The organism is Promicromonospora sukumoe (genome assembly GCF_014137995.1).
Lineage (GTDB): Bacteria > Actinomycetota > Actinomycetes > Actinomycetales > Cellulomonadaceae > Promicromonospora > Promicromonospora sukumoe.
On sequence record NZ_JACGWV010000001.1, the window covers coordinates 1,190,325 to 1,217,286 of the forward strand.

The window sequence follows — 26,962 nt, forward strand, 5'->3', positions numbered from 1 at the left end:
CGGTCGCCTACCGTGGGCGCATGAGGTACATGCCTGATCTGAACCGCATCAGTGAGGCCCTGACCGGAGCGTTCGGCGTACGGCAGGTGTACGGGGACCCGGTCGAGCGCGACGGCACCCTGGTGATCCCGGCCGCCCGCGTGGCGACCGGCGGTGGCTCGGGCGGCGGAGGCGGCAGCGAGCCGGGTGGGCACCACGGCGGTGCTGCCACGGTCGATGACGCCACGACCGGTGATGCCGAGGGCGAGGCCGGGGTCGAGACGAGCGGCGAGGCCGACACCCTCGGTGAGGGTGGCGGCGGCGGGTTCGGCTTCGGCCGGCGCGCCGAGCCGGCCGGTGCCCTCGTCGTCGACGACCAGGGCGTGCGCTGGGTGCCCGCGGTCGACGTGAACCGGATCGTCCTCGGGGGCCAGATCGCGTTCGTGCTCGCGGCCGCCGTGGTCGCCTGGGCCGTCACGCGCCGCCGCCGTCGGCGTCGCTGAGAAAAGGCCTGCCCGCAGCGGGGGCCCGCCCCTAGGATCGTCAGGTGCGGTTGTTCACGGCGGTCATCCCGCCCCAGAGCGTCCTTGACCACCTCGGGCTCGCGATCGACGGTGTGCCGGCCTCTCCGCGGTGGGTACCCCGCGAGAGCCTGCACATCACGCTCGCCTTCTACGCGGACCTCCCCGAGGGGACGGTCCCGGAGCTGCGCGACGACCTGTCCGACGTCGCGCGCAAGCACGGGCCGATCGACCTGCGGCTGCGCGGTGCCGGGTCGTTCGGCGCGCGCGTCCTGTGGATCGGCGTGGACGGCGGCACGGACGCGCTGAAGGACCTGGCGACCGACTGCCTCGCGGCCTCGCCCCGTGAGGTGCCCGACGACGTCAAGCCGCACCGCGCGCACGTGACCGTGGCCCGGGCGCGCGCCGGGCAGGTCAAGCCGCCGCGTGGCCGGGACCGCTGGGGCAAGCGTGCGGGAGCCGAGCCGCGCTCCGCGCTCGAACCCGCCGCCCAGGCGCTCTCCGTGTACGCCGGACCCGGGTGGACGGCCGAGTCGTTCGCCCTGGTGGAGTCACACCCGGGGGAGGGGCCGCAGGGCGGGCCGCGGTACGACGTCGTGGAGACCTGGACGCTCGAGGGCTGAGCCGCCGGTCTCGGGTCGGGGGCCGTCTCCGCGGCCGGGACCAGGGCCGCCCCGGCCGCGGAGACATGGTTGTCCGAGCCACCACTCGAACATGTGTTCCACCATAACGCACCCCTTCACCATCCGCCACCGAACCCCGGCAGGACGATGATTCCGCGCTGATTCGAGCGCAAAGCCTTGAAACGGGCATGATGGCCCGGTCGTCCGGAGCGAGCGTATGTCCGCTCACCGACACCCCTAAAAAGTGTGCCAAGCGGTGTCGGGTGGGCACCCGCAATCACGTTGCCGGGTCCCGGAAGGGCATGGAATGATGGCACCATGCAGCCACTCACCCGCCGATTTACGCGGCCCGTCACGGGCCGTGCGGCGAGCGCTGCGCGCGGGCACTGAGCTGCCCTGTGGACAACGCGTCCTGAGCCCTGGCGGGCACCTAGACTGCAGATGCCGGCGCGGCCCCAGGCAGGGGACCGGCCGGCTCCCGAATCCGCCAGGAAGGCAAGCATGTCCACGCCCGATGAGAAGGCACCCATCGATCCGCTCGACGAGGCGGCACTCGACGCCGCGGTCAAGACCGCTCTCGACGACATCGCCAAGGCCGGCGACCTCGATGCGCTGAAGGCCGTCCGTACGCAGCACACGGGGGACCGCAGCGCCCTGGCCCTCGCCAACCGGGGGATCGGCGCGCTGCCGGGCCCCGACAAGGCGAAGGCCGGCAAGCTCGTGGGCCCGCGCCGCGGCCGGATCAACCAGGCGATCGCCGCCCGCCAGACGGAGCTCGAGGCCGCGCGCGACGCGCACGTCCTGCTGGAGGAGACGGTCGACGTCACCCTCCCCGTGCAGCGCACGACGACGGGCGCCCGGCACCCGATCGAGCTCGTCCAGGAGCGCATCGCCGACTTCTTCGTGGGCCTCGGCTGGGAGATCGCCGACGGCCCCGAGGTCGAGGCCGAGTGGTTCAACTTCGACGCGCTGAACTTCGGCCCGGACCACCCGGCCCGGCAGATGCAGGACACGTTCTACGTCGCGGGCCAGGACGGCGCCGACTCCAACCTCGTGCTGCGCACCCACACCTCCCCGGTGCAGGCGCGCTCCCTGCTCGAGCGCGGCGTGCCCCTCTACGTCGCCTGCCCCGGCCGGACGTTCCGCACGGACGCGCTGGACCAGACCCACACGCCGGTGTTCCACCAGGTCGAGGGTCTCGCGGTCGACAAGGGTCTGACCATGGCGAACCTCGTGGGCACCCTGGACGCCTTCGCGCGGGCGATGTTCGGGCCCGAGGCCAGGACGCGCCTGCGCCCGGCCTTCTTCCCGTTCACCGAGCCCTCCGCCGAGATGGACCTGTGGTTCCCGCAGAAGAAGGGCGGCGCGGGCTGGATCGAGTGGGGTGGCTGCGGCATGGTCAACCCGAACGTGCTGCGCGCCGCCGGCGTGGACCCCGACGAGTACACGGGCTTCGCGTTCGGCATGGGCATCGAGCGCACGCTCATGCTGCGCCACTCGATCGCGGACATGCACGACATCGTGGAGGGCGACGTGCGCTTCTCCACCCAGTTCGGGACGGAGATCTGAAGTGCCCCTCATCGTGAAGGACTGGCTCGCCGACCACGTCGAGCTCCCCGCCGGCCTGACCGCCGAGCAGCTCGCGGCCGACCTGGTGAAGGTGGGCCTGGAGGAAGAGGCGATCCACGGGGCGGCCGTGACCGGCCCCCTGGTGGTGGGCCGCGTCCTCGAGATGACCCCCGAGCCGCAGAAGAACGGCAAGACGATCAACTGGTGCCGGGTCGACGTCGGCCCCGAGCACAACGACGAGGAGGGCGCCCGCGGCATCGTCTGCGGCGCGCACAACTTCGGCGTGGGCGACCTCGTCGCGGTGTCGCTGCCCGGCACGGTGCTGCCCGGCCCGTTCCCGATCGCCGCCCGCAAGACCTACGGGCACGTGTCCGACGGCATGATCTGCTCGGTCCGTGAGCTCGGCATCGGCGAGGACCACGACGGCATCCTGGTGCTGACCCGGCACGGGTTCGCCGCGGAGGACCTCACCCCCGGCCAGGACGCGATCGCGCTCCTCGGCCTCGGGGAGGAGGTCCTGGAGATCAACGTGACCCCCGACCGCGGGTACGCGTTCAGCTACCGGGGCGTGGCGCGCGAGTACTCCCACTCCACGGGCGCCAAGTTCACCGACAACGGGCTGGTCACCGGCACCGAGCCGGCGGCCACCGCCGACGGCTTCGAGGTGCGCGTGCAGGACGACGCGCCGATCAACGGCGCCGTCGGCTGCGACCGGTTCGTGACGCGCATCGTGCGGAACATCGACCCGTCCGCGCCCACGCCGGCCTGGATGAAGCACCGCCTCGAGGGCTCCGGCATGCGGTCCATCTCCCTGGCGGTCGACATCACGAACTACGTGATGCTCGACCTCGGGCAGCCGCTGCACGCCTACGACCTGGCGCAGGTCTCCGCCCCGATCGTGGTCCGGCGCGCCGTCGCGGGCGAGCACCTCACCACGCTCGACGACGTCGACCGGACGCTGCACACCGAGGACCTGCTGATCACCGACTCGCCCGAGGGTGCGGGCAGCCGCGTCCTGGGCCTGGCCGGCGTCATGGGCGGCGCCTCGTCCGAGGTCGGCCCGACCACGACGGACGTGCTCGTCGAGGCGGCGCACTTCGACCAGATCACGGTCGCCCGTACGTCCCGCCGGCACAAGCTGTCGAGCGAGGCCGCCAAGCGGTTCGAGCGCGGCGTCGACCCCCTGCTGCCCGCCGTGGCGGCGCAGCGCGTGGTCGACCTGCTCGTCGAGCTGGGCGGCGGCATGGCCGACCCCGCGGTGAGCGACCTGGACGAGACCGGGGCGCCCGCCCCGATCGCGCTCAAGGTCACCGAGCCCACCCGGCTCTCGGGTGTCGAGTACACCCCGGAGCAGGTGCGCAGCACGCTCGAGGAGATCGGCGCCGGCGTCGAGCCGGCGGGCGAGGGCGTGCTCACGGTCACCCCGCCGTCCTGGCGGCCCGACCTGACCGAGCCGGCCGACCTGGTCGAGGAGGTCGTGCGCATCCAGGGCTACGACCAGATCCCCTCGGTGCTGCCCGCGGCCACGGGAGGGCGCGGACTCACGGCGGAGCAGCGCACGCGTCGCTCCGTCGCGCGCGCCCTGGCCGAGGCCGGGTTCGTCGAGACGCTCAGCTACCCGTTCGTGGGCACCTCGGAGTACGACGCCCTCGGCCTGCCGGACGACGACGCGCGCCGCGTCTCGCTCCGTCTGGTCAACCCGATGGCGGACGACAAGCCGCTGATGCGGTCGAACCTGCTGGTCACGCTGCTCGACACCGTGCGCCGCAACGTGTCGCGCGGGCTCACCGACCTCGCGGTCTACGAGATCGGGCTCGTCACCTGCCCGGTGCCGGGCGCGCCCGCCGCGCCCGCGCTGCCCGGCGGCGTGCGGCCCACCGACGAGCAGCTCGCGGCACTCGCCGCGGCGGTCCCGGACCAGCCGCGCCGGGTCGCCGGCGTGCTGACCGGCAAGCGTGAGCTCGTCGGCTGGTGGGGCGGCGGCCGTGCCGCCGGCTGGGAGGACGCCCTGGCGGCCGCCCGTCTGGTGGCCGAGCGCGCCGGGGTCGACGTCGTCGTCTCCGGGGACGCCGAGCGGATGCCGTGGCACCCGGGACGCTGCGCGCGCCTCGAGCTCGCGGACGGGACGGTCGTCGGCCACGCCGGCGAGCTGCACCCCAAGGTCGTCGAGGCGCTCGGGCTGCCCGCCCGCGCGGCGGCGTTCGAGGTCGACCTGACCGTCCTGGTCGGTGCGGCGTCGGGCGAGCCCGTCAGCGCCACGCCGGTGTCGGCGTTCCCCGCGGCCAAGGAGGACTTCGCCTTCGTCGTCGACGGCGGCGTGCCCGCCGAGGCGGTGCGGTCGGCGATCGTGGCCGGGGCCGGTGACCTGCTCGAGGACGTGGCCCTGTTCGACGTGTTCACGGGGTCGCAGGTGGGCGAGGGCAAGAAGTCGCTCGCGTACTCGCTGCGCCTGCGTGCCGCGGACCGGACGCTGTCCGCGAAGGAGGTTCGCGCGGTGCGCGACGCCGTCGTGGAGTCGGCGTCCGCCAAGGTCGGCGCGGTGCTGCGTGGCTGACACGGCGGCAGGCGCTCCGGTGGCGGGTACCCCTGAGGGGGCGCCTGCCGCCGCGGGGCCCGTCGCCGTGCCGGCCGCGCGGACGGCGCTCGTCACGGGCGCCTCGCGCGGCATCGGCCGGGAGATCGCGCTGGGTCTCGCGCGGGCAGGGGTGCACGTCGCCCTGCTCGCGCGGGACGCGGCGCGGCTCGAGGCCGTCGCCGCCGAGGTTCGAGCCGCCGGGGTGGACGCCGTCGTGCTCACCGCCGACGTGTCCGACCCGGGGGCGGTGCGTACCGCCGTCGAGCAGGCGCAGGACGCGCTCGGCTCGATCGACCTGCTGGTCAACAACGCGGGCGCGATCGAGTCGGAGCACCCGCTGTGGGAGGCCGACCCCGACGAGTGGTGGTCGGTCTTCGAGACCAACGTGCGCGGGCCGTTCCTGTTCAGCCGCTGGACGGTGCCGGGCATGATCGCGCGCGGCGGGGGCCGGGTCGTCGACCTGGCCTCGGGCGCGAGCTCGCACGAGATGCGTGGCGGCAGCTCGGCGTACAACGCGAGCAAGACCGCCCTGCTGCGGATGGGCGCCAACCTGCACGACGACGGCTTTGCCCAGGGCATCAGGGTCTTCGAGCTGGCCCCCGGCGTCGTGAAGACCGACATGTCCACGGGCATGACGCTCCACGAGCACCGCACCGAGTGGACCCCGGTCGAGCGGGTGACCGACGTGGTCAACGCGATCGCGGCCGGCGAGCTCGACATGTGCTCGGGCTGGTTCCTCCGGGTCTCGGACGACACGCCCGAGTCGCTGCGGGCGCGTGCGGCCGAGGCGGCTGCGGAGGGTGCGTCGGGAACGGCCCGCAGGCTCCGCGTGCTGCCCGCGGGCACCGCCGACCCGCTGAAGCGAGCCCTCACGGGCCGCTGACGCGAGCCCGATGCTCGGCTGGCCCTGGCCCTGGCCCTGGCCCTGGCCCCGGTCGCGGTCGCGGTAGTCCCGTGGCCGCACCTCTCCTTCGAGACCTAAGTTTCTTCGCTTTGGGCCGCCTCAAAGCGAAGAAACTTAGGTCTCGAAGGAGAGGGGGCGTCGCCGAGTTTGGCCGGACGTCGTCGGCGGGCAGCCGGTGACCGGCGGCCCCTCGCGCCGGTGGGCCCCTTTCGCCGTCGGGCAAGCGCCCCGGCCGGTCCGGTCGCGGTTGGCCTCTGACCGCACCTCTCCTTTGAGACCTACGTTTCTTGGCTTTGGACCAGCTCAAAGCGAAGAGACCTAGGTCTCGAAGGGGAGGGGGCGTCACCGAGTTTGGCCGGACGTCGCCGGCCGGGGTCGCCTCGCCGACGGGGGCGGCTCGTCAGCCGGGCCGGACTTCGTCAGCGGGGCGGGAGCGCCGCTTGGGTGAGGCTGTTCAGGGGGATGGAATCGGCGATCGCCGTCTGGCCTGGGATGTTCGCGTGCACCCCGTCGCCGGTGTCGTACGGCGGGTAGATGCTGTTCGGGTCGGCCGGGTCGCGTAGCACGGCGTCGAAGTCGAGGACACCGTCGCAGGTGCCCGAGCAGTTGCCGCCCGCCCGGACGAACTCGTTCACGACCGCGCGGCGCGCGTTCTGCTCGGCCGTGTAGCCGGGCCGCGGCGTGATCGGCGTGACGAAGACCTTGATCCCCGCCGCCCGCAGGCGGGCGAAGGTGTCCCGGTAGGCGGCCAGGATCGTCTCCGCGTCGCAGTCGTTCGCCAGGTCGTTGGTGCCGTAGTAGTAGATGACCGCCCGCACGTCGTGCAGGGCGAGCACGTCGCGGTCCAGGCGGGAGACGCCGTCCAGGCCGCCGCCCCCGCACGCGGGCACCGCCGTCGTCCCGGCGATCCCCTCGTTGACGACGGCGATCTGACGGTCCGCGGGCAGCTCGTCGACGACCCGCTGTGCGAGCGTGTCAGTCCATCGTTGGAAGACGGCGGGCGGCGGGCAGCCGGCGCCGCAGTTGTCGGCGCCGACGCCGTCGACCACGGAGCTGCCGTACGCGACCACCGTGCCCGTGGTCTCGGGCCCCAGGACGTCTACCGCGCTGACCAGGTACGTCCAGCCGTGCGTGTCGGGGAACCCGCCGCCCGAGGTGTCGCCGGTCGTGTTGCCGCCGTCGGGCGCCGAGAAGTAGTTGGTGCGGCCGGCCAGGTCGTGGAGCATCATCCGGGTCGGGTTCGCCAGGTAGAAGCTGACGGCCAGGTCGTCCAGGGCGGACGTCGCCAGGCCCACCGGGTCGCTCCAGACCTCGCCGCCCGCGGGCACCGACACCGTGGCCGACCCACCGAACGTGACGGTACGCAGGCTCTCCGGGCGGATCGCGGCGCCGCCGGCGCTCAGCCCCGCGGTCGTCGCGTTCACCACCAGTGGCGTCGTGCCGAACTGGTTCTGCAGCCGGACGCGCAGCGCCGATCCGCCCTGCGTCAGCCGCGTCACGACCCGGACCGAGCGGTTCTGGAACGTCTCCGGGCTCAGCCCTGAGCTGCGTTGCTGCGACTGCGTCCACGACGTCGACCAGGTGTCGGCGGCGGGCCCGACGGCGGCGGGCCCGACGGCGGCGGGCCTGGTCGCGGCGGGCGCGATCCCCTCCGACGTCGCCGCACCCGCGGTGATGCTGCCGCCCACAGCCACCCCCACCGCCGTGACGAGCGAGGTCAAGGCCAGTGCCAGGTCTCGGAACACCATCGGTCCACCCGTTTCGCTGCTCGAGTCGTCGCTGATCGAGTACGTGCCGCGACGCCCCGTGCGTCACGCCCCAGGGAACGTATGACCCGGGCACCCGACTGTCAACGCTGTCAGCGCTGTTCGGGGTGAACTTTCGTGGCGGGACACACCCACGCTCCGTACGGTGAGCCGGGCAACGTCCCTTCGTGCAAGGAGACCACCGTGCGCCGTCGTCGCCGCTCCACAGTCGCCGCAGTTGCCGCAGCGAGCCTCGGGCTGGTCGCCCTGCTCGCCACGGCGAGCCAGGCCACCGCCACCCAGATCCCAGCAGCCGACCACGCCCCAGCTGAGCACGCCGCAGCCCAGGCCCCAGCAGCCCCAGACACGAGCGACACAGCAGACCGCTCCCTCGCGGCCGCCGCCACCCCGCTCACCGCGAGCAACTTCCGCTACACGCTGTCCCAGACGTCGTCGGCCCTGGTGGGCGCGCTCGACTCCGCGCTGCCCAACGTGACCATGGGCGCCGTGGCCGACGACGCGAACCGCACGCCGAGCTGCGACAGCGCGCCGTCGGTCACGCACCGCACCGCGTACTACTGCTGGAACGACGGCGACCAGGACACGGACGCCTGGTACCCGCAGGGCATCACGACCAGCTCGGACGCCCTCGCCGCGGGCACCTACGACGGCAGGCGCATCAACCTGGTGAGCTGGTACGACTCCGCCAAGGACGGCATCGACAAGGGTGTGCGCATCAGCGTGTCGGACCTGTCGGCGAGCGCCTCCGCCCCGCCGTACCGGCACATCCTGCTGGTCGAGCCGAGCGGCACCACGAGCGCGCCGTCGTTCGAGCCGGTGAAGATCCATGCGGGCGGCATCATGTGGTACGGCAACCTGCTGTACGTGGCGGACACGACGGGCGGGTTCCGGGTGTTCGACCTGGACCACCTGTGGCAGGTCTCGACGGGTGAGGCCTCGAAGATCGGGCGGCAGGCGGACGGCTCGTACCAGGCGTTCGACTACAAGTACGTGCTGCCGCAGACGGCCATGTTCACGGACTCGACGGCGGGCGGCTACGCGCAGCTGCAGCACTCGTCGGTGTCGCTGGACCGCAGCAGCTCGCCCGACTCGGTGGTCGTCAGCGAGTACCGCAGCTCCGACGACATCGAGAAGGGAGCGCAGGTCAGGACCATCCGGGTGCCGATCGACTACACGAACCGGTTCCTCAAGCCGGCGTCGGACGGGATCATCAAGGCGACCGAGGCGTACCGGACGGACCTGGAGAGCGTGCAGGGCTCGACGGCGATCGACGGGGAGTTCTTCTTCTCGCAGAGCGACGGCGACAACTTCGCGGACCCGAACTCGGACGGTGACCTGCACACGTTCGTCGCGCCGTCGGGCTCGATCGTGCGGCACGGCAACGCGCTGACGGTGGGTGCGGAGGACCTGTCCTACGACCCGACGCGGGACTACCTGTGGACGCTCGGCGAGTACCCGGGCTACCGGTGGGTGTACGCGGCGGACGCGTCGTCGTTCTAGCGAGCCGGGCGCCCCGCTTCGTGTCAGACGTACAGGTCCCCCGGGTGACCTGTACGTCTGACACGTCGGAGGGGGCGGTGCGGCCGGGGTGGTGGTCACCCGGTCGCGCCGAACCTAGGGTGGTCCCGTGACGCGCCGCATCGAGGACTACGGGTTGGTCGGGGATCTGCAGACGGCGGCCCTGGTCGGCCGCGACGGATCGATCGACTGGATGTGCCTGCCGCGGTTCGACTCGCCGGCGTGCTTCGCCGCGCTGCTCGGGGACGAGCGCCACGGGTCGTGGCGGCTGGGCCCGACGGCGGGCGGCGAGTGCACCAGCCGGCGCTACCGGGACGGCACGCTGATCCTGGAGACGGAGTGGGACCTGCCCGAGGGGCGGGTGCGGCTGATCGACCTGATGCCGCCGCGCGGCGACGAGGCCGACCTGGTCCGGATCGTCGAGGGCATCAGCGGCAGCGTGCGGATGACCACGGAGCTGCGGCTGCGGTTCGACTACGGGAACATCGTCCCCTGGATCACGCAGGACGGCGGCGCGCTGCGCGCCGTGGCGGGCCCGGACTCCGTGCGCATCGACTCGGTGGTCCCGATGTCGCACGAGGGGGTCAGCGACGGGTCGCTGCTGCGCGCCGAGTTCACGGTGGGGCCCGGCGACCGGGTGCCGTTCGTCCTGAACTACCACGCGTCCCACCTGGAGACCCAGGAGCCGGTCGAGCCGTACGCGGCGCTGCGCGACACCGAGGACTTCTGGCACACCTGGCTCGAGGGGTGCAGCTACTCGGGTCCGTGGTCCGACGCCGTGCACCGGTCCCTGATCACCCTGAAGGCGCTGACCTACGCCCCGACGGGCGCCATCGTGGCGGCGACGACGTCGCTGCCCGAGCAGCTCGGCGGCAGCCGCAACTGGGACTACCGGTACTGCTGGCTGCGCGACGCCGGGCTCACGCTGCAGGCCCTGATCGGCACGGGGTTCATCGACGAGGCCCGGCAGTGGCGGGCGTGGCTGCTGCGGGCCGTGGCCGGCGACCCCGCGGACCTGCAGATCATGTACGGGCTCGACGGGCGTCGTCGTCTGCCGGAGTACACGCTCGACTGGCTGCCCGGCTTCGAGGGCTCCGCACCCGTGCGGATCGGGAACGACGCCGCGAGCCAGCTCCAGATCGACGTGTGGGGCGAGACGCTGGACGTCCTGCACCAGGCGCGCGAGGCGGGGCTGGAGCAGGACGACGACGTCTGGCGGCTGCAGCGCGCCCTGCTGGAGCACCTCGAGGAGCACTGGGACGACCTCGACAACGGGCTCTGGGAGGTGCGCGGCCCGCGCCGCGCGTTCGTGCACTCGCGCGTCATGGCGTGGGCGGGCTTCGACCGGGTCGTGCGGGCGGTCGAGAAGTACGGCCTGGTGGACGAGCCCGTCGAGCACTGGCGCGAGGTGCGCGACCGGATCCACGCCGACGTGTGCGCCAACGGGTTCGACCCGGTGCGCAACACGTTCACGCAGTTCTACGGGTCCCAGGGCCTGGACGCGGCGCTGCTGCTCATCGGGCAGGTGGGTTTCCTGCCGTGGGACGACCCCCGCGTCGTCGGCACCGTCGAGGCCGTGCAGCGGGAGCTCGGCCAGGAGGGGCTCGTGCGGCGGTACCACAACGACGCCGACGACAAGGTGGACGGCCTGCCCGGGGCCGAGGCGACCTTCCTGGTGTGCAACTTCTGGCTGGTCGACGCGCTGCACGGCACCGGCCGCGTGCAGGAGGCCGTCGCCCTGTTCGAACGGCTGCTCACGCTGTGCAACGACGTCGGACTGCTCAGCGAGGAGTACGACGTGCGCACCGGACAGCACCTCGGCAACACGCCGCAGGCGTTCAGCCACCTCGGGCTGGTGAACAGCGCGCTGCGGCTGGGCCAGGCCGCCGTCGTCGGCTCCGAGGAACCGGAGCCCGAGCCTCAGCCGCGCGTGTCGCGCCAGGCGATCCACTCCTCGGCGGTCGACAGGTCGTAGTCCGGCCCGGTGACCCCGACGGTGAACAGGGTCGCCCCGGCCTCGACGAGCGCCTCGCCGGTCTCGGCGGGCGTGCCCTTGGCCTCGGCCGACCGCTCGACCAGCGTGGCGGTGTCCCGCCCGACGGCGGCGCCGTGCTCGTCGAGGATCGCCGACTTGCTCGTCAGGGTCTGCGCGTCGCCGAACGCGTGCCAGATGTCGGCGTGCTCGGCCACGATCCGCAGCGTCTTGCGCACGCCGCCGCCCCCGATCAGGATCGGGATCTCCCGCGTGGGCGCGGGATTGCCGGCCGCGAGCCGGGACTTGATACGCGGCAGGGCGTCGGCCAGGCTCGCGATGCGGGAGCCCGGCGTTCCGAACTCGTAGCCGAACTGGTCGTAGTCCTTCTCGAACCAGCCCGCCCCCAGGCCCAGGATCAGCCGCCCGCCCGAGATGTGGTCGACCGTGCGGGCCATGTCCGCGAGCAGGTCCGGGTTGCGGTAGCCGATGCCGCTCACGAGCGCGCCGATCTCCACACGCTCGGTCTGCTCGGCCCACGCGCCGAGCATGGTCCAGCACTCGAAGTGCTTGCCGTCGGGGTTGCCCCGCAGCGGGAAGAAATGGTCCCAATTAAAGAGAACATCGACGCCGGCGTCCTCGGCGCGGAGCACCGCGTCGCGGAGCTGGGAGTACTCGGCGTGCTGGGGCTGGAGCTGGACACCGATGCGGATCGGACGGTCTGTCATGGCCGCAGCCTACGACCGGCCCGTTCCGGTAGCCTCTGCCGCACGTGACACGGGGTGCCCCGACCGGGGCTGAGACCACACCCGTCGAACCTGATCCAGATCATGCTGGCGAAGGGATGTCCATCGTGACTTCTTCTGTTGTCCCCGTCTCCGCCTCGACTTCCGTCGAGGCTTTGGCCGACGCCGCTCCACCGGCCGGCCCGGCCGCCGTCCGCACCTTCACCGAGGAGGCCTGGGACCGCATCGCAGGCTGGCGCGACGCCGTCGACCACATGCCGTTCGTCCGGGCGCTCGCGGACGGCTCGCTGCCCGCCGAGTCCTTCGCGTTCTACCTCGCCCAGGACGCCGCGTACCTGCGCGAGTACTCGCGTGTCCTGGCGCGCGCCGCCCAGCTCGCACCCGACCCGGCCGCGCAGGGCTTCCTCGCCCGGTCGTCCGTCTCGGCGCTGGAGGTCGAGACAGCGCTCCACCGGGACTGGCTGGGCACGCACGCAGGGCTGGCCGCGGGCGAGATCGCGGCCGTCGAGCCCTCGCCCGTGACCGCGGCCTACACCGGCCACCTGCACGCCGCGGCGTCGGGCAGCTACGCGGAGACGGTCGCCGCGCTGCTGCCCTGCTACTGGCTGTACGCGCACGTCGGGAGCGTGCTCGTGGACCAGGCCCGCCACCGCCCCGGCGGCCTGGCCGGCCACCCGTACGCGGCCTGGATCGGCACCTACGGCGACGAGGGCTTCCAGGAGTCCACCCGCCAGGCCCGCCGCCTGGCCGACGACGCCGCACGCTGGGTCTCCCCGGAGGAACGGGCCCGCATGCTGCGGGCGTTCGAGGTCTCCTCCGTGCACGAGTACCTCTTCTTCGAGCAGGGCAGCACCTGCCCCACCTGGCCGACGCCGCCCGTTCGGGCCGAGACTAGGGGGTGACGCCGCCGACGGCGCCGACCCGAGGACAGGAGCACCGATGCCGAACTACAGCACCTCCGCCGAGATCGACGCGACCCCCGAGGAGGTCTGGGCGGTCCTGTCCGACGTCGAGCACATGCCCGACTGGACGCCGTCCATGCGGTCGGTCGAGATCATCGACGGGCCCAACCCGCCCGACGTCGGCACCCAGGTGCGGATCGAGCAGCCGGAGCTGCCGCTCGCGGTCTGGCTGATGGACGAGTGGGACCCGCCGCGGCACTTCGCGTGGATCACCGAGGCGCCCGGTGTGACCACGCAGGCGGAGCACCTGGTCGAGCCGCTGCCGGACGGCCGGTCCAAGGTGACGCTCGCGATCACCCAGACCGGCTCGCTGGCGTGGCTGGTCGGCGGCCTGGTGGGGAAGCGGACCCGGGAGTACGTCGACGCGGAGCTGGCCGGGCTGGAGGCCCGGGTGACGCAGAAGGGCTGAGGCCTGGGGCCTGGCCGGGCTTGGGCGCGCGGCCGCCGTCGGCCCGGGTCTCAGACGCGGGTCTCAGGCGCGCGTCGCGACCGCGAACACCCGGCGGAACGCCAGCGGCGTGCCGTGGGCGTGCTCGGGGTACGCCTCGCGCAGCGCCGCCCCGAACTCCTCCTCGAACTGGGCGCGCAGGGCCGGGTCCTTCGCCTCCAGCGCCTGGAGCGTGGGCTGGGCGCCGGTCGCGGAGATCCAGCGCAGCACCGGGTCCGGCCCGTGCAGCACGTGCGTGTACGTGGTCTCCCAGGCGTCGACGGCCCAGCCCGGCCGGGCCAGGAGCTCCGGGTACTCGGCGGGGTCGGCGGTGGCCCGCCGCTCCACCGGCCCGACGGCGTCGGCGTACGGCGCACGGGCGGCGACCTCCCGCAGGAGCCGGTGGCTGGGCGCGTCGTGGTTGCCCGGCACCTGGAAGGCGAAGGTCTGCGCGGCGCGGTCCGCGAGCGTCGTGAGCAGGTCGCGGTGCCCGGGGACCCACTGGAGCGCTGCGTTGCTGATCACGAGGTCGGCGGTGTGCGTGTCGGTGGCGAGGTCGGCCAGCACGTACTCCGTGGCGGGGTCGGCGGCGCGGGCCTGCGCGATCATCGCGGGGGAGGCGTCCACGCCGGTGACCTGCGCCTGCGGCCAGCGGGCGCGGAGCACGGCGGTGAGGTGGCCCGGGCCGCAGCCCAGGTCGACGATCGTGGCCGGCGACCCGGGCACGCGGGCGACCAGCTCCGTGAACGGGCGGGACCGCTCGTCCGTGTACTGCAGGTAGGCGCCGGGGTTCCAGTCGGCCATGGCAACTCCTCGTCGTCGAGTATCTCGACGTCAAGATACATCACGGCGGGCCGGGCGGTGCGTGGAGGTATGTAGCGGCGCCGGTCCCGATGTGCGCCACAGCCCAGCGATTGGGCCCGGAACAAGGGCTGTTCCGGGCCCGATCGCTGGGCTGTCGCGCACTTCGGCTGCGCGGTCACCGGGTCGGCGGCATCCGCGATCTCTCGGCCTACGCGACCTCGATGTAGTCCAGCTCCGCGAACGCCGTCCCCTTGCCCAGCCGGATCGTGTTCCAGCCGGCCTGCAGGGTGATGTCCTTGCTCGCCTGCCGCCAGGTGTCCCAGCCGGTGATCGGGTAGCTGACCGACCCGGCGGACGTCCCGTTGACGGTCACCGTGTGCGACGCCGTCTCCACCGAACCGTTGGCGTAGCCCACGTGGAGCGTGTAGCTGCCCGACGTCGGCACGTAGATCGACCCGATGCTGACCGAGCTGTCGGCGTGGTCGATGTACGCGGCGACCTTGCCGTCCGACGCCCCGGCCGCGTTCTCCCGGACCGAGCAGCTGGTCAGCGTGCCGCGCTCGGCCTCGTAGCGCACCCGGCTGCCGCGCACCACGGGGTTGCCGTTCGCCCAGCCGAGGTCGGCGACGTACATGCCACGGCCGCCCGCGTCCCGGTGCCCGTGGAAGATCAGCTTGTCGCCCCCGGCGTCGCGCAATACGTCGGCACCGCCGGGGCCGCCGACGGCGCCGTCGAGCGAGTCGGTGGTCATGAGGAACCGGAACGCCTTGGTGTACGGCCCGGTGATCGAGTCGGCGACGGCGTAGTTGGTGCCGTACTGGTTGGTGCTGTACGGGCCGGCCGAGTAGAACAGCACGTACTTGCTGCCCACCTTGGTCACGACGGGCGCCTCGATGATGCCGGCCTCGTCGGCCCGGTCGTTGCGCAGCACCTGGGTGGCGCCGCCCTGGAAGGTGAGGCCGTCCGCGGCGACGCGCTGCACGTGGATCCAGGTGGTGGCGCCGATGGCGTTGCCGTCGTTCTTCCAGAGCAGGTACCGGGTGCCGTCGCTGTCGACGAAGCTCGACGCGTCGATCGCGCCGCCCGCCTCCAGCGGGCAGATCAGCGGATCGCTGCCGACGGGGACGAACGGGCCGCCGGGGGAGTCGGCCAGCGCCGCGCCGATGCACTGCCGGCCCGAGGAGTTGTGCCAGGCCGTGTAGTAGAGCAGGTACTTGCCGTCGGCGCGCTGGGAGACGTCGGGCGCCCAGGTGCGTCCCGTCTTGGCCCACGCGCCGAGGGTCGGCAGGGCGTCCGACGACTGGAAGGTCCAGGGGCCGTCCGGGTCGGGCGCGCTGGCCCAGGGCAGGTTCTTGCCCTGGTTGGTGGCGTAGGCGTAGTAGGTGTTCCCGAACTTGGACACGTCAGGGTCGGGGAAGTCCCGGTCGAGCACGAGGCTCGGGCGCACTGTGGTCTGGGCGGCGACGTCGTCCGCGGGTGCGCTGGCGGCGAGGGCGCTGGGCGCGGCGTCGGCGCTGGCGCCGAGGGTGCCGGGTGCGGCGTTGGCGAGGGCGCCGACGGCGGGGCTGCCGACGTCGGCCGGTGCCGCGACAGCAGGGGCGACGGCAAGGACACCTGCGGCAAGTGCGGCGGCCGCCGCGCCGGCGACAAGCTTGAGCGGGCTGAAGCGAGGAAGTACCACGTTGAACCTCCGGGCGATCGAAACTCGACGGGTGAATTGTCGCTATCTCGGGGCTCTGTGTAAAGACCTGGGCCCTCGCGGGGCTGCTCGCGGCTGATTCCGGTTCAACGTTAGATCGGTTCGACGCCGCTGCCCGGACCGCCCGACCAGTGGGGGAGCGGGCGTCGTCCGAAGGTCGACCGCGGACGCCGCCCGGCCGCCGATGTCCGCCCCGCGCACTGCCGACCGCGATCGCCCCGTGAGATCGGTCGGCTGCATCGAGACCGGTCAATCGATGGACCGATCTCAACGCAGCCGACCGATCTCAACGCAGCCGACCGATCTCATGCAGGTGACCGAACTCAGGGTCGGCATGGCTCAGCGCAGCCGACCGATCTCGGTGCAGTCGACCGCAGCGGGCGCTGCCGGGCTGCGCCGCGCGCTGCTGACCGCGCCCGGCTGCCTTCCTGATTGTGGTCCGCAGGTGAGATCGGTCGGGTGTCTTGAGATCGGTCCATCGTCGGACCGGTCTCAAGGCAGCCGACCGATCTCATGCAGGTGACCGATCTCAGGGTCGGCATGGCTCAGCGCAACCGGCCGATCTCGGTGCAGTCGGCCGTACCGTGCACCGTCGATCGCGCTCTGCACGGTCAGCCTCACCGTGCACCGCCGGGCAGCACCGCGCCTGCGGACAGCACCCGCCGACCGCACCCGGCGGCCTGCCCGATCGCGGTCCGCACATGAGATCGGTCGGCTGCATCGAGACCGGTCCGACGACGGACCGATCTCAAGGCAACCGACCGATGTCAATGCAGGTGACCGATCTCAGGGCCAGCAAGCCTCAGCTCAACTGACCGATCTCGGTGCAGTCGGCCGCACCGCCCACTGCCGGCCTCACCGTGCACCGCCGGGCAGCACCGCGCCGCCGACCGCACCCGCCGACAGTGCCAGGATGCCTACCTGATCGCGGTCCGCACATGAGATCGGTCGGCTGCATCGAGACCGGTCCATCGGTGGACCGATCTCAAGGCAACCGACCGATCTCATGCAGGTGACCGATCTCAGAGTCAGCAAGGGTTCCCGCAACCGACCGATCTCAGCGCAACCGACCGATCTCACCCAAGCCCAAGCCCCGACAGCCACCACCTCACGGCACCAGCAGCACCTTGCCAGTAGTCGCCCGGCCCTCCAGGGCCTGGTGCGCCTCGCCGGCGTCGGCCAGCGGGTACGTCGCCCCGATGCGCACGTCCAGGTCGCCCGACGCCGCCGACGAGAGCACCTCCGACGTACGCCACTCGATCTCGCCGCGCGTGAGCGTGTAGTGCGCGATGGTCGGCCGGGTCAGGAACAAGGAGCCGGCCCTGTTGAGCCGCTGCGGGTCGAACGGCGGCACCTGGCCCGACGCGCCGCCGAACAGCACGAGCATGCCGCGCGGGCGCAGCGACGCCAGCGAGGCCTCGAAGGTGCTGCGGCCCACGCCGTCGTACACGACGTGCACGCCCTGGCCGTCGGTGAGCTCGCGCACCAGCGCGGGTAGCTCGGCGGTGATGTCGGACATCCTGGCGTAGTCGATGGTGTGCGCCGCGCCGGCGGCGGACGAGAGCGCCGCCTTCTCCGGAGTCGAGACCGTGGTGATCACCCGGCCGCCGCGCGCCACGGCGAGCTGCGTGGCCAGCAGGCCGACGCCGCCCGCGCCCGCGTGCAGCAGCACGTCGTGCCCGGGCTGCACCTCGAACGTGGACCGCACCAGGTAGTGCGCCGTGATGCCCTGCAGCGGCAGCGCGGCGGCCGTGGTCAGGTCCAGGTCCGCGGGCACGTGCACGACGCCGGCCGCGTTCACCGCGACGAGCTCCGCGTACGAGCCGGGCCCGTCGTGCCAGGCCACGCGGTCGCCGACGGCGAAGCCGGTGACGCCGTCGCCCAGCGCCTCGACGGTGCCCGCGCCCTCGGCGCCGACGACGTGCGGGTACTGCATCGGGTACACGCCGGCGCGCTTGTAGGTGTCGATGAAGTTCACGCCCGCCGCGGCGACGCGGACCAGGAGCTGCCCCGGTCCGGGCGTCGGGTCGGGGAGCTCGGTGTACTGCAGGACCTCGGGGCCGCCCGCCTCACGGGCTACGACTGCGTGCATGAGCCCGAGCCTACGTCGCACCCGCGAGACAGGTTTCGCCCCGGCTGCATAACTATGTATAGTACCGAATATGTCCAGCAGCCAGCTCATCCGAGTCGCCGTCGCGGGCGCTTCCGGCTACGCGGGCGGGGAGGCCCTGCGCCTCCTGGCGGCCCACCCCTTCGTCGAGATCGGCACCCTGACCGCGCACTCCAGCGCCGGGTCCAGCCTCGGCGAGGTCCAGCCGCACCTGCGCGGCCTCGCGCACCGCATCCTGGAGCCCACCACGCCCGACACGCTGGGCGGGCACGACGTCGTGCTGCTCGGCCTGCCGCACGGCGCGTCCGGCCAGGTCGCGGCGCAGCTCCCCGACGACGTGCTGGTCATCGACCTGGGCGCCGACCACCGGCTGGAGTCGGCGAGCGACTGGGAGCAGTTCTACGGCTCGACCCACGCGGGGACCTGGCCGTACGGCATGCCCGAGCTGATCCACGCGCCCACGCCCGGCGAGGCCGCGACCGACCTCGCGACCGCCGCCCGCCAGCGCGACAAGCTGCCCGGCGCGCGCCGCATCGCGGTGCCCGGCTGCAACGTCACCGCGGTGACCCTGGGCCTGCAGCCCGGCGTCGCGGCGGGCGTCGTCGAGGCGACCGACATCGTCGCGGTGCTGGCCAACGGCTACTCGGGCGCGGGCAAGGCGCTCAAGCCGCACCTGCTGGCGAGCGAGGCGCTCGGCTCGGCGCAGCCGTACGGCGTGGGCGGCACGCACCGGCACATCCCGGAGATCCAGCAGAACCTGCGGGCCGCCGGTGCGCCGGAGGTGACCATCAGCTTCACGCCCACCCTGGTGCCGATGGCGCGCGGCATCCTCGCCACGGCCACCGCGCCGCTCGCGAAGGGCGCCGACCCGGAGCAGGTCCGTGCCGCGTGGGAGGCCGCGTACGCCGACGAGCCGTTCGTGCACCTGCTGCCCGAGGGCCAGTGGCCCAGCACGGCGATGACGCTCGGCGCCAACACGGCCCTCGTGCAGGTGGCCGTCGACGCCGCCGCCCGCCGCGTCGTCACGGTCACGGCCATCGACAACCTGGTCAAGGGCACCGCGGGTGCCGCCGTCCAGTCCATGAACCTCGCCCTCGGCCTGCGGGAGACCGCCGGCCTCATCACCGAAGGAGTCGCACCGTGACGGTGACCGCCCCCCAGGGCTTCCGCGCCGCCGGGATCACGGCCGGCCTCAAGGCCTCCGGCAACCCGGACCTGGCCCTCGTCGTCAACGACGGCCCCGAGTTCTCCGCCGCCGCGGTGTTCACGAGCAACCGCGTGGTCGGCGCGCCGGTCATGTGGTCGCGCCAGGCCGTGAAGGACGGCGCCGCGCGCGCCGTCGTGCTCAACTCCGGCGGCGCCAACGTGTGCACCGGGCCGGGCGGGTTCCAGGACGCGCACGCCACCGCGGAGAAGGTCGCCGACGAGCTCGGCATCGGCGCCATCGACGTGCTGGTCGCCTCCACCGGTCTGATCGGCGTCCGCCTGGCCGCGGACAAGCTGCTCGCGGGCGTGCCCGTCGCCGTCGGCGCGCTCGCCGCCGACGACGCGGCCGGGACGGCCGCCGCCACCGCCATCATGACCACCGACACCGTCGCCAAGACGGCGGTCCGCACCGTCGAGACGCCGTCGGGCACCTTCACCGTGGGCGGCATGGCCAAGGGCGCGGGCATGCTCGCGCCCGCCCTGGCGACGATGCTGTGCGTGGTGACCACGGACGCCGTCGTCCCGGCCGCCGACGCCGACGCCGCCCTGCGCGCCGCCACGCGCGTCACCTTCGACCGCGTCGACTCCGACGGCGCCATGTCTACCTCGGACACCGTGGTGCTCATGGCCTCGGGCGCCTCCGGCGTCACGCCCGACCTGGCAGCACTCACCGAGGCTGTCACCGAGATCTGCGCCGACCTCGCGCGCCAGCTCATCGCCGACGCCGAGGGCGCGTCCCACGACATCGCCATCACCGTCACGAACGCGACCACCGAGGACGCCGCGCTCGCCGTCGCCCGGGCGGTCAGCCGGTCCAACCTGGTCAAGGCCGCCGTGTTCGGCAACGACCCCAACTGGGGCCGCATCCTGTCCCAGGTCGGCACCGTGCCCGAGGACGTCGCCCCGTTCGACCCCGCCGAGCTCGACGTCAGCGTCAACGGCGTCATGGTCTGCCAGGCCGGCGGCGCCCACGAGGACCCGGAGAAGGTGGACATGGCCGCGTCGCGCGACGTGACGTTCACGATCGACCTGCACGCCGGCGACGCCGAGATCACGCTGTGGACCAACGACCTCACGCACGACTACGTGCACGAGAACAGCGCGTACAGCTCGTGAGCAGCGACATCGTGAACGGGCTGCGGCCCGACCAGAAGGCCGAGGTGCTCGTCGAGGCCCTGCCCTGGCTGCAGGAGTTCTCCGGCGCGCTCGTCGTGGTCAAGTACGGCGGCAACGCCATGATCGACGCCGAGCTCAAGGCCGCCTTCGCGCAGGACATGGTGTTCCTGCGCCAGGTCGGGCTGCGGCCCGTCGTCGTGCACGGCGGGGGACCGCAGATCAACGCCATGCTCGACCGCCTCGGCATCGAGTCCGAGTTCAAGGGCGGCCTGCGCGTCACCACGCCGGAGGCCATGGAGATCGTCCGCATGGTGCTGACCGGCCAGGTCAGCCGGGAGCTCGTCGGCCTGATCAACGCCCACGGCCCCGTCGCCGTCGGCCTGTCCGGGGAGGACGGCGGCCTCCTGGGCGCCCAGCGCCGCCACGCGATCGTCGACGGCGTGCCCGTCGACGTCGGCCTCGTGGGCGACGTCGTCCAGGTGGACCCGCGCGCCGTCGAGGACCTGCTGGAGGCCGGGCGCATCCCCGTCGTCTCCACCATCGCGCCCGACAAGGACGATCCCACCCAGGTGCTCAACGTCAACGCGGACACCGCCGCGTCGGCGCTCGCGGTGGCGCTGGGCGCGAAGAAGCTCATCGTCCTGACCGACGTCGAGGGCCTCTACACGAACTGGCCCGACAAGGGTTCGCTCGTCGAGCGGATCACGGCGCCCGAGCTGGCCGAGCTGCTGCCCAGCCTCCAGGCCGGGATGGTGCCCAAGATGGAGGCGTGCCTGCGCGCCGTCGAGGGCGGCGTCGGCGCCGCCACCGTCATCGACGGGCGGCAGCCGCACAGCGCGCTGCTGGAGGTCTTCACCACGCGGGGCAACGGCACGATGGTCGTGCCGGGCCCGCTGGTCGAGCCTGTCGAGACCCAGGAAGGAACGAACCCATGAGCACGGTGATCCCGGCCGACGAGAGCGCGGCCCTGGCGGCCGACGGCTCCGTCGCCGCGTGGACCCAGCGGTACTCGGGCGCGGTGATGGACACGTTCGGCCCGCCGCAGCGCGTGCTGGTGCGCGGCGAGGGCTCCTACGTGTGGGACGCCGACGGCAAGCGCTACCTCGACCTGCTCGCGGGCATTGCCGTCAACGCGCTGGGCCACGCGCACCCGACGCTGACGGCGGCGATCAGCGCCCAGCTCGGCACGCTCGGCCACGTCTCCAACTTCTTCGGCACGCCCGCCCAGATCGCGCTCGCCGAGACGCTGCTGCGCGTCGCCGAGGCGCCCGACGGGTCGCGCGTGTTCCTCACCAACTCCGGCACGGAGGCGGTCGAGGCGGCGTTCAAGATGACGCGCCGCGTCGCGACGTCGTCGGGCGTGGGTACCCGGACGCGCGTGCTCGCGCTGGAGGGCGCGTTCCACGGCCGGTCGATGGGCGCGCTCGCGCTGACGGCCAAGGCCGCGTACCGCGAGCCGTTCGAGCCGCTCCCGGGCGGCGTCGAGCACCTGCCGTTCGGCGACCTCGCCGCCCTGGAGGCCGCGTTCTCGCCGCGGTCGGTCGCCGAGCACGGCGAGATCGCCGCCCTGGTGGTCGAGCCCGTGCAGGGTGAGGCCGGCGTGCGGCCCCTGCCGCCCGGCTACATCGCGGCCGCCCGCCGCCTCACGACGGCGCACGGCGCGCTGCTCGTCCTGGACGAGGTCCAGACGGGCGTCGGCCGGTGCGGCACGTGGTTCGCGTACCAGCAGCCGGAGATCGGCGGCGGCATCGTGCCCGACGTCGTCACGGTCGCCAAGGGCCTCGGCGGCGGCTTCCCCGTCGGCGCCGTCATCGCGTACGGCGACGCCGCGCGCCTGCTCGGCCGCGGCCAGCACGGCAGCACGTTCGGCGGCAACCCCGTGGCCTCGGCGGCGGCGCTCGCGACGCTCGGCGTCATCGAGCGCGACGGTCTGCTGTCGAACGTGCGCGAGGTCGGGGCGCTGCTGCGCCAGGAGATCGAGATGAGCGGCGGCCCGCTCGTCAAGGAGGTCCGCGGGCGCGGGCTGCTGCTCGCCGTCGTACTGAACGAGCCGGTGGCGCCGCAGGTCGCCGCGGCCGCGCTGGAGGCGGGACTCATCGTCAACGCCGTGGCGCCCGACGCGATCCGGCTCGCCCCGCCCCTGATCCTGACGGCGGAGCAGGCCACCGACGCCGCCCGCTTCTTCGCTTCCCTTCCGGAGGACTTCGCATGACCCGCCACTTCCTGCGCGACGACGACCTGACGCCGGCCGAGCAGAAGACGGTCCTGGAGCTCGGGCTGGCCCTGCGCGCCGACCGGTACGCCGAGCGCCCGCTGGAGGGCCCGCGCGCCGTCGCGTTCATCACCGACAAGCCGACGCTGCGCACCCAGGTGTCGTTCGCGGCCGGGATCGCCGAGCTCGGCGGGTTCCCGCTGATCGTGGACGGCAACCTCGCGCAGATCGGCGTGCGGGAGTCGATCGCCGACACCACGCGCGTGCTCGACCGGCAGGTGGCCGCCATCGTGTGGCGCACCTTCGGCCAGGAGCGCATCGAGGAGATGGCCGCCGCCTCGCGCGTGCCGGTGGTCAACGCGCTCACCGACCAGTTCCACCCGTGCCAGATCCTCGCGGACCTGCTCACGGTGGCGCAGCACCGCGGGCTGGAGAGCCTGCCCGGCACGACGTTCGCCTACGTGGGCGACGCCGCGAACAACATGGGCAGCTCCTACCTGCTGGGCGGCGTCACCGCGGGCCTGCACGTCCGGATCGCCGGCCCGGAGGGCTACCTGCCCGACGCCGGCGTGGTCGCCCGGGCGCGAGAGATCGCCGCGACGACGGGCGGCTCGGTGACCGTGACGACGTCGGCCAAGGAGGCCGTGGCCGGGGCGGACGTCGTGGCCACCGACACCTGGGTGTCGATGGGCGACGAGGCGCAGGCCGAGGAGCGGGCCAAGCCGTTCTGGGACTACCAGGTCAACGCGGAGCTGCTCGCGGTCGCCGCCCCGGACGCGCTGGTGCTGCACTGCCTGCCGGCGTACCGCGGCAAGGAGATCACCGCCGAGGTGATCGACGGGCCGCAGTCCGTGGTCTTCGACGAGGCCGAGAACCGTCTGCACGCGCAGAAGGCGCTGCTGGCCTGGCTGCTGGGGCAGGGCTGATGGTCACCACCCGGCAGCCGACGGCGGCGACCACCGCGACCACCGCGACCACGAAGGCGGCCCGGCACGCCCGGATCACCGCGATCGTGACGCGCAACGCGATCCACTCGCAGGCCGAGCTCGCGGACGCCCTGGCGGCCGAGGGCGTGAGCGTCACGCAGGGCACGCTCTCGCGGGACCTGATCGAGCTGCAGGCCGAGAAGGTGCGCGGCTCGGACGGCACGCTCGTCTACGCCGTGCCGGGGGAGGGCGGCGACCGCAGCGCCCAGTCGGACGCGAGCGAGGAGTACCTGTCCGCGCGGCTGGCCCGGCTCGCCAAGGAGCTGCTGGTCTCGGCCGAGTCGTCGGGCAACCTCGTGGTGCTCCGCACCCCGCCGGGGGCGGCCAACCTGCTGGCCTCGGCGATCGACCACTCCGTGTTCCCCGGGATGCTCGGCACCATCGCGGGGGACGACACGATCCTCGTGATCGCACGCGACGCCGACGGCGCCGCCCTCGCGGGCCGCTTCCTCGCGCTCAGCGCCTGAGAACCACCCAGAATTGCACCTGAACACCACCACCGGAAAGAGAACGTCAATCATGACTGAACGCGTCGTGCTCGCCTACTCGGGCGGCCTGGACACCTCCGTCGCCATCGGCTGGATCGCCGAGGCCACCGGGGCCGAGGTGGTCGCCGTGGCCGTCGACGTCGGCCAGGGCGGCGAGGACATGAACGTCATCCGCCAGCGCGCGCTGGACTGCGGCGCCGTCGAGGCCTACGTGGCCGACGCGCGCGACGAGTTCGCCGCGGAGTACTGCATGCCCGCGCTGCGGGCCAACGGCATGTACCTCGACCGCTACCCGCTGGTCTCCGCCATCTCGCGCCCCGTGATCGTCAAGCACATGGTGCGCGCGGCCCGTGAGTTCGGCGCCTCGACCGTGGCCCACGGCTGCACGGGCAAGGGCAACGACCAGGTGCGGTTCGAGGTCGCCACCACGTCGCTCGCGCCCGACCTGAAGTCGATCGCCCCGGTGCGCGACCTCGCGCTGACCCGCGAGAAGGCCATCGACTACGCGGAGAAGCACGACCTGCCGATCGCGACGACCAAGAAGAACCCGTTCTCGATCGACCAGAACGTGTGGGGCCGCGCCGTGGAGACGGGCTTCCTCGAGGACATCTGGAACGAGCCCACCAAGGACGTCTACTCCTACACCGACGACCCCACGTTCCCGCCGGTCGCCGACGAGGTCATCCTCACGTTCGAGCAGGGCATCCCGGTGGCGATCGACGGCGTGCCCGTCACCCCGCTGCAGGCCATCCAGGAGATGAACCGCCGCGCCGGCGCGCAGGGCGTGGGCCGCATCGACATCGTCGAGGACCGCCTCGTGGGCATCAAGTCCCGCGAGATCTACGAGGCCCCCGGTGCGATCGCGCTCATCACGGCGCACCAGGAGCTGGAGAACGTGACCATCGAGCGCGAGCAGGCCCGGTTCAAGCGCCAGGTCGAGCAGCGCTGGAGCGAGCTCGTCTACGACGGCATGTGGTTCTCCCCGCTGAAGAAGTCGCTGGACGTCTTCGTCGACGACACCCAGAAGTACGTCTCCGGCGAGATCCGCATGGTGCTGCACGGCGGCCGGGCCACGGTCACGGGCCGCCGCTCGGAGCAGTCGCTGTACGACTTCAACCTCGCCACCTACGACGAGGGCGACGCGTTCGACCAGTCGCAGGCCCGCGGCTTCATCGAGATCTACGGCCTCACGGCCAAGCTCGCCGCCGCCCGCGACGAGAAGTTCGGCAACGGCGTGGACCTCGGCGCCAAGGCGAACCTGACGGCCGGCGCGCTGTGAGCGAGCACGACGGCAAGGACGTCTCCGCCCGGCCGTCCGCGACGGTGGGGGAGCACACCGGGCCGAAGGTCGCCCTGTGGGGCGGCCGGTTCGCCGGCGGACCGTCGCCGGAGCTGTCCGCTCTGTCGCAGTCGACGCACTTCGACTGGCGGCTCGCGCAGTACGACATCGCCGGGTCGCGGGCGCACGCCCGCGCCCTGGCGGCCGCCGGCCTGCTCACCGAGCCGGAGCTCGCGCGGATGATCGACGCGCTCGACGTGCTGGAGCAGGACGTCGTCTCGGGCGCCTTCCTGCCCGTGCTGGACGACGAGGACGTGCACACCGCGCTGGAGCGCGGCCTGCTGGAGCGCGCCGGCGACGAGCTGGGCGGCAAGCTGCGCGCGGGCCGGTCCCGCAACGACCAGATCGCCACGCTGGTCCGGCTGTACCTGCGCGACCAGGCCCGCACGATCGGCACCCAGGTGCTCGACCTCGTGGACGAGCTCATCGTCCAGGCCGAGGCCGCGGGCAGCGCGCCCATGCCGGGCCGCACCCACCTGCAGCACGCCCAGCCCGTGCTGCTGGCGCACCACCTGCTGGCGCACGCCTGGCCGCTGCTGCGCGACGTCGACCGCTTCCTCGACTGGGACGTGCGCGCCTCGAAGTCGCCCTACGGCTCCGGTGCGCTCGCGGGCTCGTCGCTGGGCCTTGACCCGGCGGCCGTGGCCGCCGACCTGGGCCTCGAGGGCGGGCCGGTCGAGAACTCGATCGACGGCACCGCGTCGCGCGACGTGACGGCGGAGTTCGCCTTCGTCGCGGCGATGATCGGCGTCGACCTGTCGCGGATCTCCGAGGAGATCATCCTCTGGAACACCAAGGAGTTCGGCTTCGTCCGCCTCGACGACGCCTACTCCACGGGCTCCTCGATCATGCCGCAGAAGAAGAACCCGGACATCGCCGAGCTCGCGCGCGGCAAGGCCGGGCGCGTGATCGGCGACCTGACCGGCCTGCTCACCACGCTCAAAGGCCTCCCGCTCGCGTACAACCGCGACCTGCAGGAGGACAAGGAGCCGGTGTTCGACCAGGTGGCGACCCTGACCACCGTGCTGCCCGCGTTCACGGGCATGGTGCGCACCATGGTCTTCGACACCGACCGCATGGCCGAGCTCGCGCCGCAGGGCTTCTCGCTCGCGACCGACATCGCCGAGTGGCTCGTCAAGCAGGGCGTCCCGTTCCGGGTGGCGCACGAGGTGGCGGGCTCCTGCGTGCAGGAGTGCGAGGTGCGCGGGATCGAGCTGTGGGACCTGTCCGACGACGACCTCGCCAAGATCTCCGAGCACCTCACCCCCGAGGTGCGCTCCGTGCTGTCCGTCGAGGGCTCGCTCGCCTCGCGCGACAACGTGGGCGGCACCGCCCCGGCGCGCGTCGTCGAGCAGATCGAGGCGGCCAAGGAGCGGACCACGGAGTTCCGTTTCTGGGCCCAGCCCAGCTAGGTCTCACTACCCAGCGATTGTGCCCGGA

22 protein-coding genes and 1 riboswitch are annotated in these 26,962 nt (G+C 72.9%); of the genes, 17 read left to right on the forward strand and 5 right to left on the reverse strand.

What is annotated here, in order from left to right:
* The first annotated feature begins 20 nt into the window (after nucleotides 1-20).
* From FHX71_RS05220 to FHX71_RS05240, 5 genes are all read left to right on the forward strand, one after another.
* On the forward strand, nucleotides 21-482 hold the full coding sequence (locus tag FHX71_RS05220) for a hypothetical protein (RefSeq protein ID WP_220489509.1): 462 nt from the start codon (nucleotides 21-23) through the stop codon (nucleotides 480-482).
* Between the two features lie 44 nt (nucleotides 483-526).
* On the forward strand, nucleotides 527-1,123 hold the full coding sequence (gene thpR / locus FHX71_RS05225; RefSeq protein WP_182614733.1) for an RNA 2',3'-cyclic phosphodiesterase: 597 nt from the start codon (nucleotides 527-529) through the stop codon (nucleotides 1,121-1,123).
* 501 nt (nucleotides 1,124-1,624) lie between these two features.
* Nucleotides 1,625-2,692, forward strand: a complete 1,068-nt coding sequence (gene pheS / locus FHX71_RS05230; RefSeq protein ID WP_182614734.1) for a phenylalanine--tRNA ligase subunit alpha — start codon at nucleotides 1,625-1,627, stop codon at nucleotides 2,690-2,692.
* A gap of 1 nt (nucleotide 2,693) precedes the next feature.
* Entirely contained in the window at nucleotides 2,694-5,246 is a 2,553-nt protein-coding gene (pheT, locus tag FHX71_RS05235; protein WP_182614735.1) for a phenylalanine--tRNA ligase subunit beta, read from the forward strand.
* A 19-nt stretch (nucleotides 5,247-5,265) separates the two neighbouring features.
* Nucleotides 5,266-6,150 carry an SDR family NAD(P)-dependent oxidoreductase gene (locus FHX71_RS05240; RefSeq protein ID WP_182614736.1) on the forward strand — a complete coding sequence of 295 codons (885 nt, stop codon included), beginning with the start codon at nucleotides 5,266-5,268 and terminating at the stop codon, nucleotides 6,148-6,150.
* Nucleotides 6,151-6,590: 440 nt separating this feature from the next.
* Here the strand turns inward: FHX71_RS05240 and FHX71_RS05245 are convergent, their stop codons facing one another.
* The gene (locus FHX71_RS05245; protein ID WP_246402234.1) at nucleotides 6,591-7,919 is read right to left on the reverse strand and encodes a GDSL-type esterase/lipase family protein; all 1,329 of its coding nucleotides are present in this window, start codon (nucleotides 7,917-7,919) and stop codon (nucleotides 6,591-6,593) included.
* Between the two features lie 201 nt (nucleotides 7,920-8,120).
* On the opposite strand from FHX71_RS05245, the gene FHX71_RS05250 reads away from it, so the two are divergent.
* Together FHX71_RS05250 and FHX71_RS05255 are read left to right on the forward strand one after the other, a co-directional pair.
* Nucleotides 8,121-9,437, forward strand: a complete 1,317-nt coding sequence (locus FHX71_RS05250) for a hypothetical protein (RefSeq protein ID WP_312876931.1) — start codon at nucleotides 8,121-8,123, stop codon at nucleotides 9,435-9,437.
* 127 nt (nucleotides 9,438-9,564) lie between these two features.
* Nucleotides 9,565-11,430, forward strand: a complete 1,866-nt coding sequence (locus FHX71_RS05255; protein ID WP_182614737.1) for a glycoside hydrolase family 15 protein — start codon at nucleotides 9,565-9,567, stop codon at nucleotides 11,428-11,430.
* Here FHX71_RS05255 and FHX71_RS05260 read toward each other — a convergent pair.
* A complete protein-coding gene (locus tag FHX71_RS05260) occupies nucleotides 11,376-12,155 on the reverse strand; it encodes an LLM class F420-dependent oxidoreductase (RefSeq protein WP_182614738.1) in 780 nt (259 codons plus the stop codon). The two genes, FHX71_RS05255 and FHX71_RS05260, sit on opposite strands and share 55 nt — an antisense overlap.
* A 40-nt stretch (nucleotides 12,156-12,195) precedes the next feature.
* Nucleotides 12,196-12,289, forward strand: a riboswitch (TPP riboswitch).
* On the opposite strand from FHX71_RS05260, the gene FHX71_RS05265 reads away from it, so the two are divergent.
* Entirely contained in the window at nucleotides 12,281-13,075 is a 795-nt protein-coding gene (locus tag FHX71_RS05265; RefSeq protein WP_182614739.1) for a TenA family protein, read from the forward strand. (Overlaps the previous riboswitch by 9 nt.)
* Before the next feature lie 37 nt (nucleotides 13,076-13,112).
* Nucleotides 13,113-13,544: an SRPBCC family protein gene (locus FHX71_RS05270; RefSeq protein ID WP_182614740.1), complete on the forward strand. Its 432-nt coding sequence runs from the start codon at nucleotides 13,113-13,115 to the stop codon at nucleotides 13,542-13,544.
* A 63-nt stretch (nucleotides 13,545-13,607) separates the two neighbouring features.
* On the opposite strand, the gene FHX71_RS05275 is transcribed toward FHX71_RS05270, so the two are convergent.
* The 3 genes from FHX71_RS05275 to FHX71_RS05285 all read right to left on the reverse strand — a co-directional run bounded on the left by FHX71_RS05275 (nucleotide 13,608) and on the right by FHX71_RS05285 (nucleotide 18,157).
* Entirely contained in the window at nucleotides 13,608-14,366 is a 759-nt protein-coding gene (locus FHX71_RS05275; protein WP_182614741.1) for a methyltransferase domain-containing protein, read from the reverse strand.
* Nucleotides 14,367-14,574: 208 nt separating this feature from the next.
* Nucleotides 14,575-16,047, reverse strand: coding sequence for a family 43 glycosylhydrolase (locus FHX71_RS29945; RefSeq protein WP_182614742.1), 1,473 nt, complete (start codon nucleotides 16,045-16,047; stop codon nucleotides 14,575-14,577).
* A gap of 1,126 nt (nucleotides 16,048-17,173) precedes the next feature.
* The gene (locus tag FHX71_RS05285) at nucleotides 17,174-18,157 is read right to left on the reverse strand and encodes a quinone oxidoreductase family protein (RefSeq protein ID WP_182614743.1); all 984 of its coding nucleotides are present in this window, start codon (nucleotides 18,155-18,157) and stop codon (nucleotides 17,174-17,176) included.
* Between the two features lie 70 nt (nucleotides 18,158-18,227).
* Here FHX71_RS05285 and argC point away from each other — a divergent pair, with 70 nt between their 5' ends.
* The 8 genes from argC to argH are packed head-to-tail and all read left to right on the forward strand — an operon-like array spanning nucleotide 18,228 to nucleotide 26,934.
* A complete protein-coding gene (argC, locus tag FHX71_RS05290; protein ID WP_182614744.1) occupies nucleotides 18,228-19,319 on the forward strand; it encodes an N-acetyl-gamma-glutamyl-phosphate reductase in 1,092 nt (363 codons plus the stop codon).
* Nucleotides 19,316-20,497, forward strand: coding sequence for a bifunctional glutamate N-acetyltransferase/amino-acid acetyltransferase ArgJ (argJ, locus tag FHX71_RS05295; RefSeq protein ID WP_182614745.1), 1,182 nt, complete (start codon nucleotides 19,316-19,318; stop codon nucleotides 20,495-20,497). The genes argC and argJ overlap by 4 nt, the downstream gene beginning before the upstream one ends.
* Nucleotides 20,494-21,432, forward strand: a complete 939-nt coding sequence (gene argB / locus FHX71_RS05300) for an acetylglutamate kinase (RefSeq protein WP_182614746.1) — start codon at nucleotides 20,494-20,496, stop codon at nucleotides 21,430-21,432. Before argJ ends, argB begins: the two co-directional genes overlap by 4 nt.
* Entirely contained in the window at nucleotides 21,429-22,709 is a 1,281-nt protein-coding gene (locus tag FHX71_RS05305) for an acetylornithine transaminase (RefSeq protein ID WP_182614747.1), read from the forward strand. Before argB ends, FHX71_RS05305 begins: the two co-directional genes overlap by 4 nt.
* Nucleotides 22,706-23,635: an ornithine carbamoyltransferase gene (gene argF / locus FHX71_RS05310; protein ID WP_182614748.1), complete on the forward strand. Its 930-nt coding sequence runs from the start codon at nucleotides 22,706-22,708 to the stop codon at nucleotides 23,633-23,635. Before FHX71_RS05305 ends, argF begins: the two co-directional genes overlap by 4 nt.
* Nucleotides 23,635-24,162 carry an arginine repressor gene (locus FHX71_RS05315; protein WP_182614749.1) on the forward strand — a complete coding sequence of 176 codons (528 nt, stop codon included), beginning with the start codon at nucleotides 23,635-23,637 and terminating at the stop codon, nucleotides 24,160-24,162. Before argF ends, FHX71_RS05315 begins: the two co-directional genes overlap by 1 nt.
* A 52-nt stretch (nucleotides 24,163-24,214) precedes the next feature.
* Nucleotides 24,215-25,462: an argininosuccinate synthase gene (locus tag FHX71_RS05320; protein WP_182614750.1), complete on the forward strand. Its 1,248-nt coding sequence runs from the start codon at nucleotides 24,215-24,217 to the stop codon at nucleotides 25,460-25,462.
* Nucleotides 25,459-26,934 carry an argininosuccinate lyase gene (argH, locus tag FHX71_RS05325; RefSeq protein WP_376770123.1) on the forward strand — a complete coding sequence of 492 codons (1,476 nt, stop codon included), beginning with the start codon at nucleotides 25,459-25,461 and terminating at the stop codon, nucleotides 26,932-26,934. Before FHX71_RS05320 ends, argH begins: the two co-directional genes overlap by 4 nt.
* Nucleotides 26,935-26,962 lie beyond the last annotated feature (28 nt).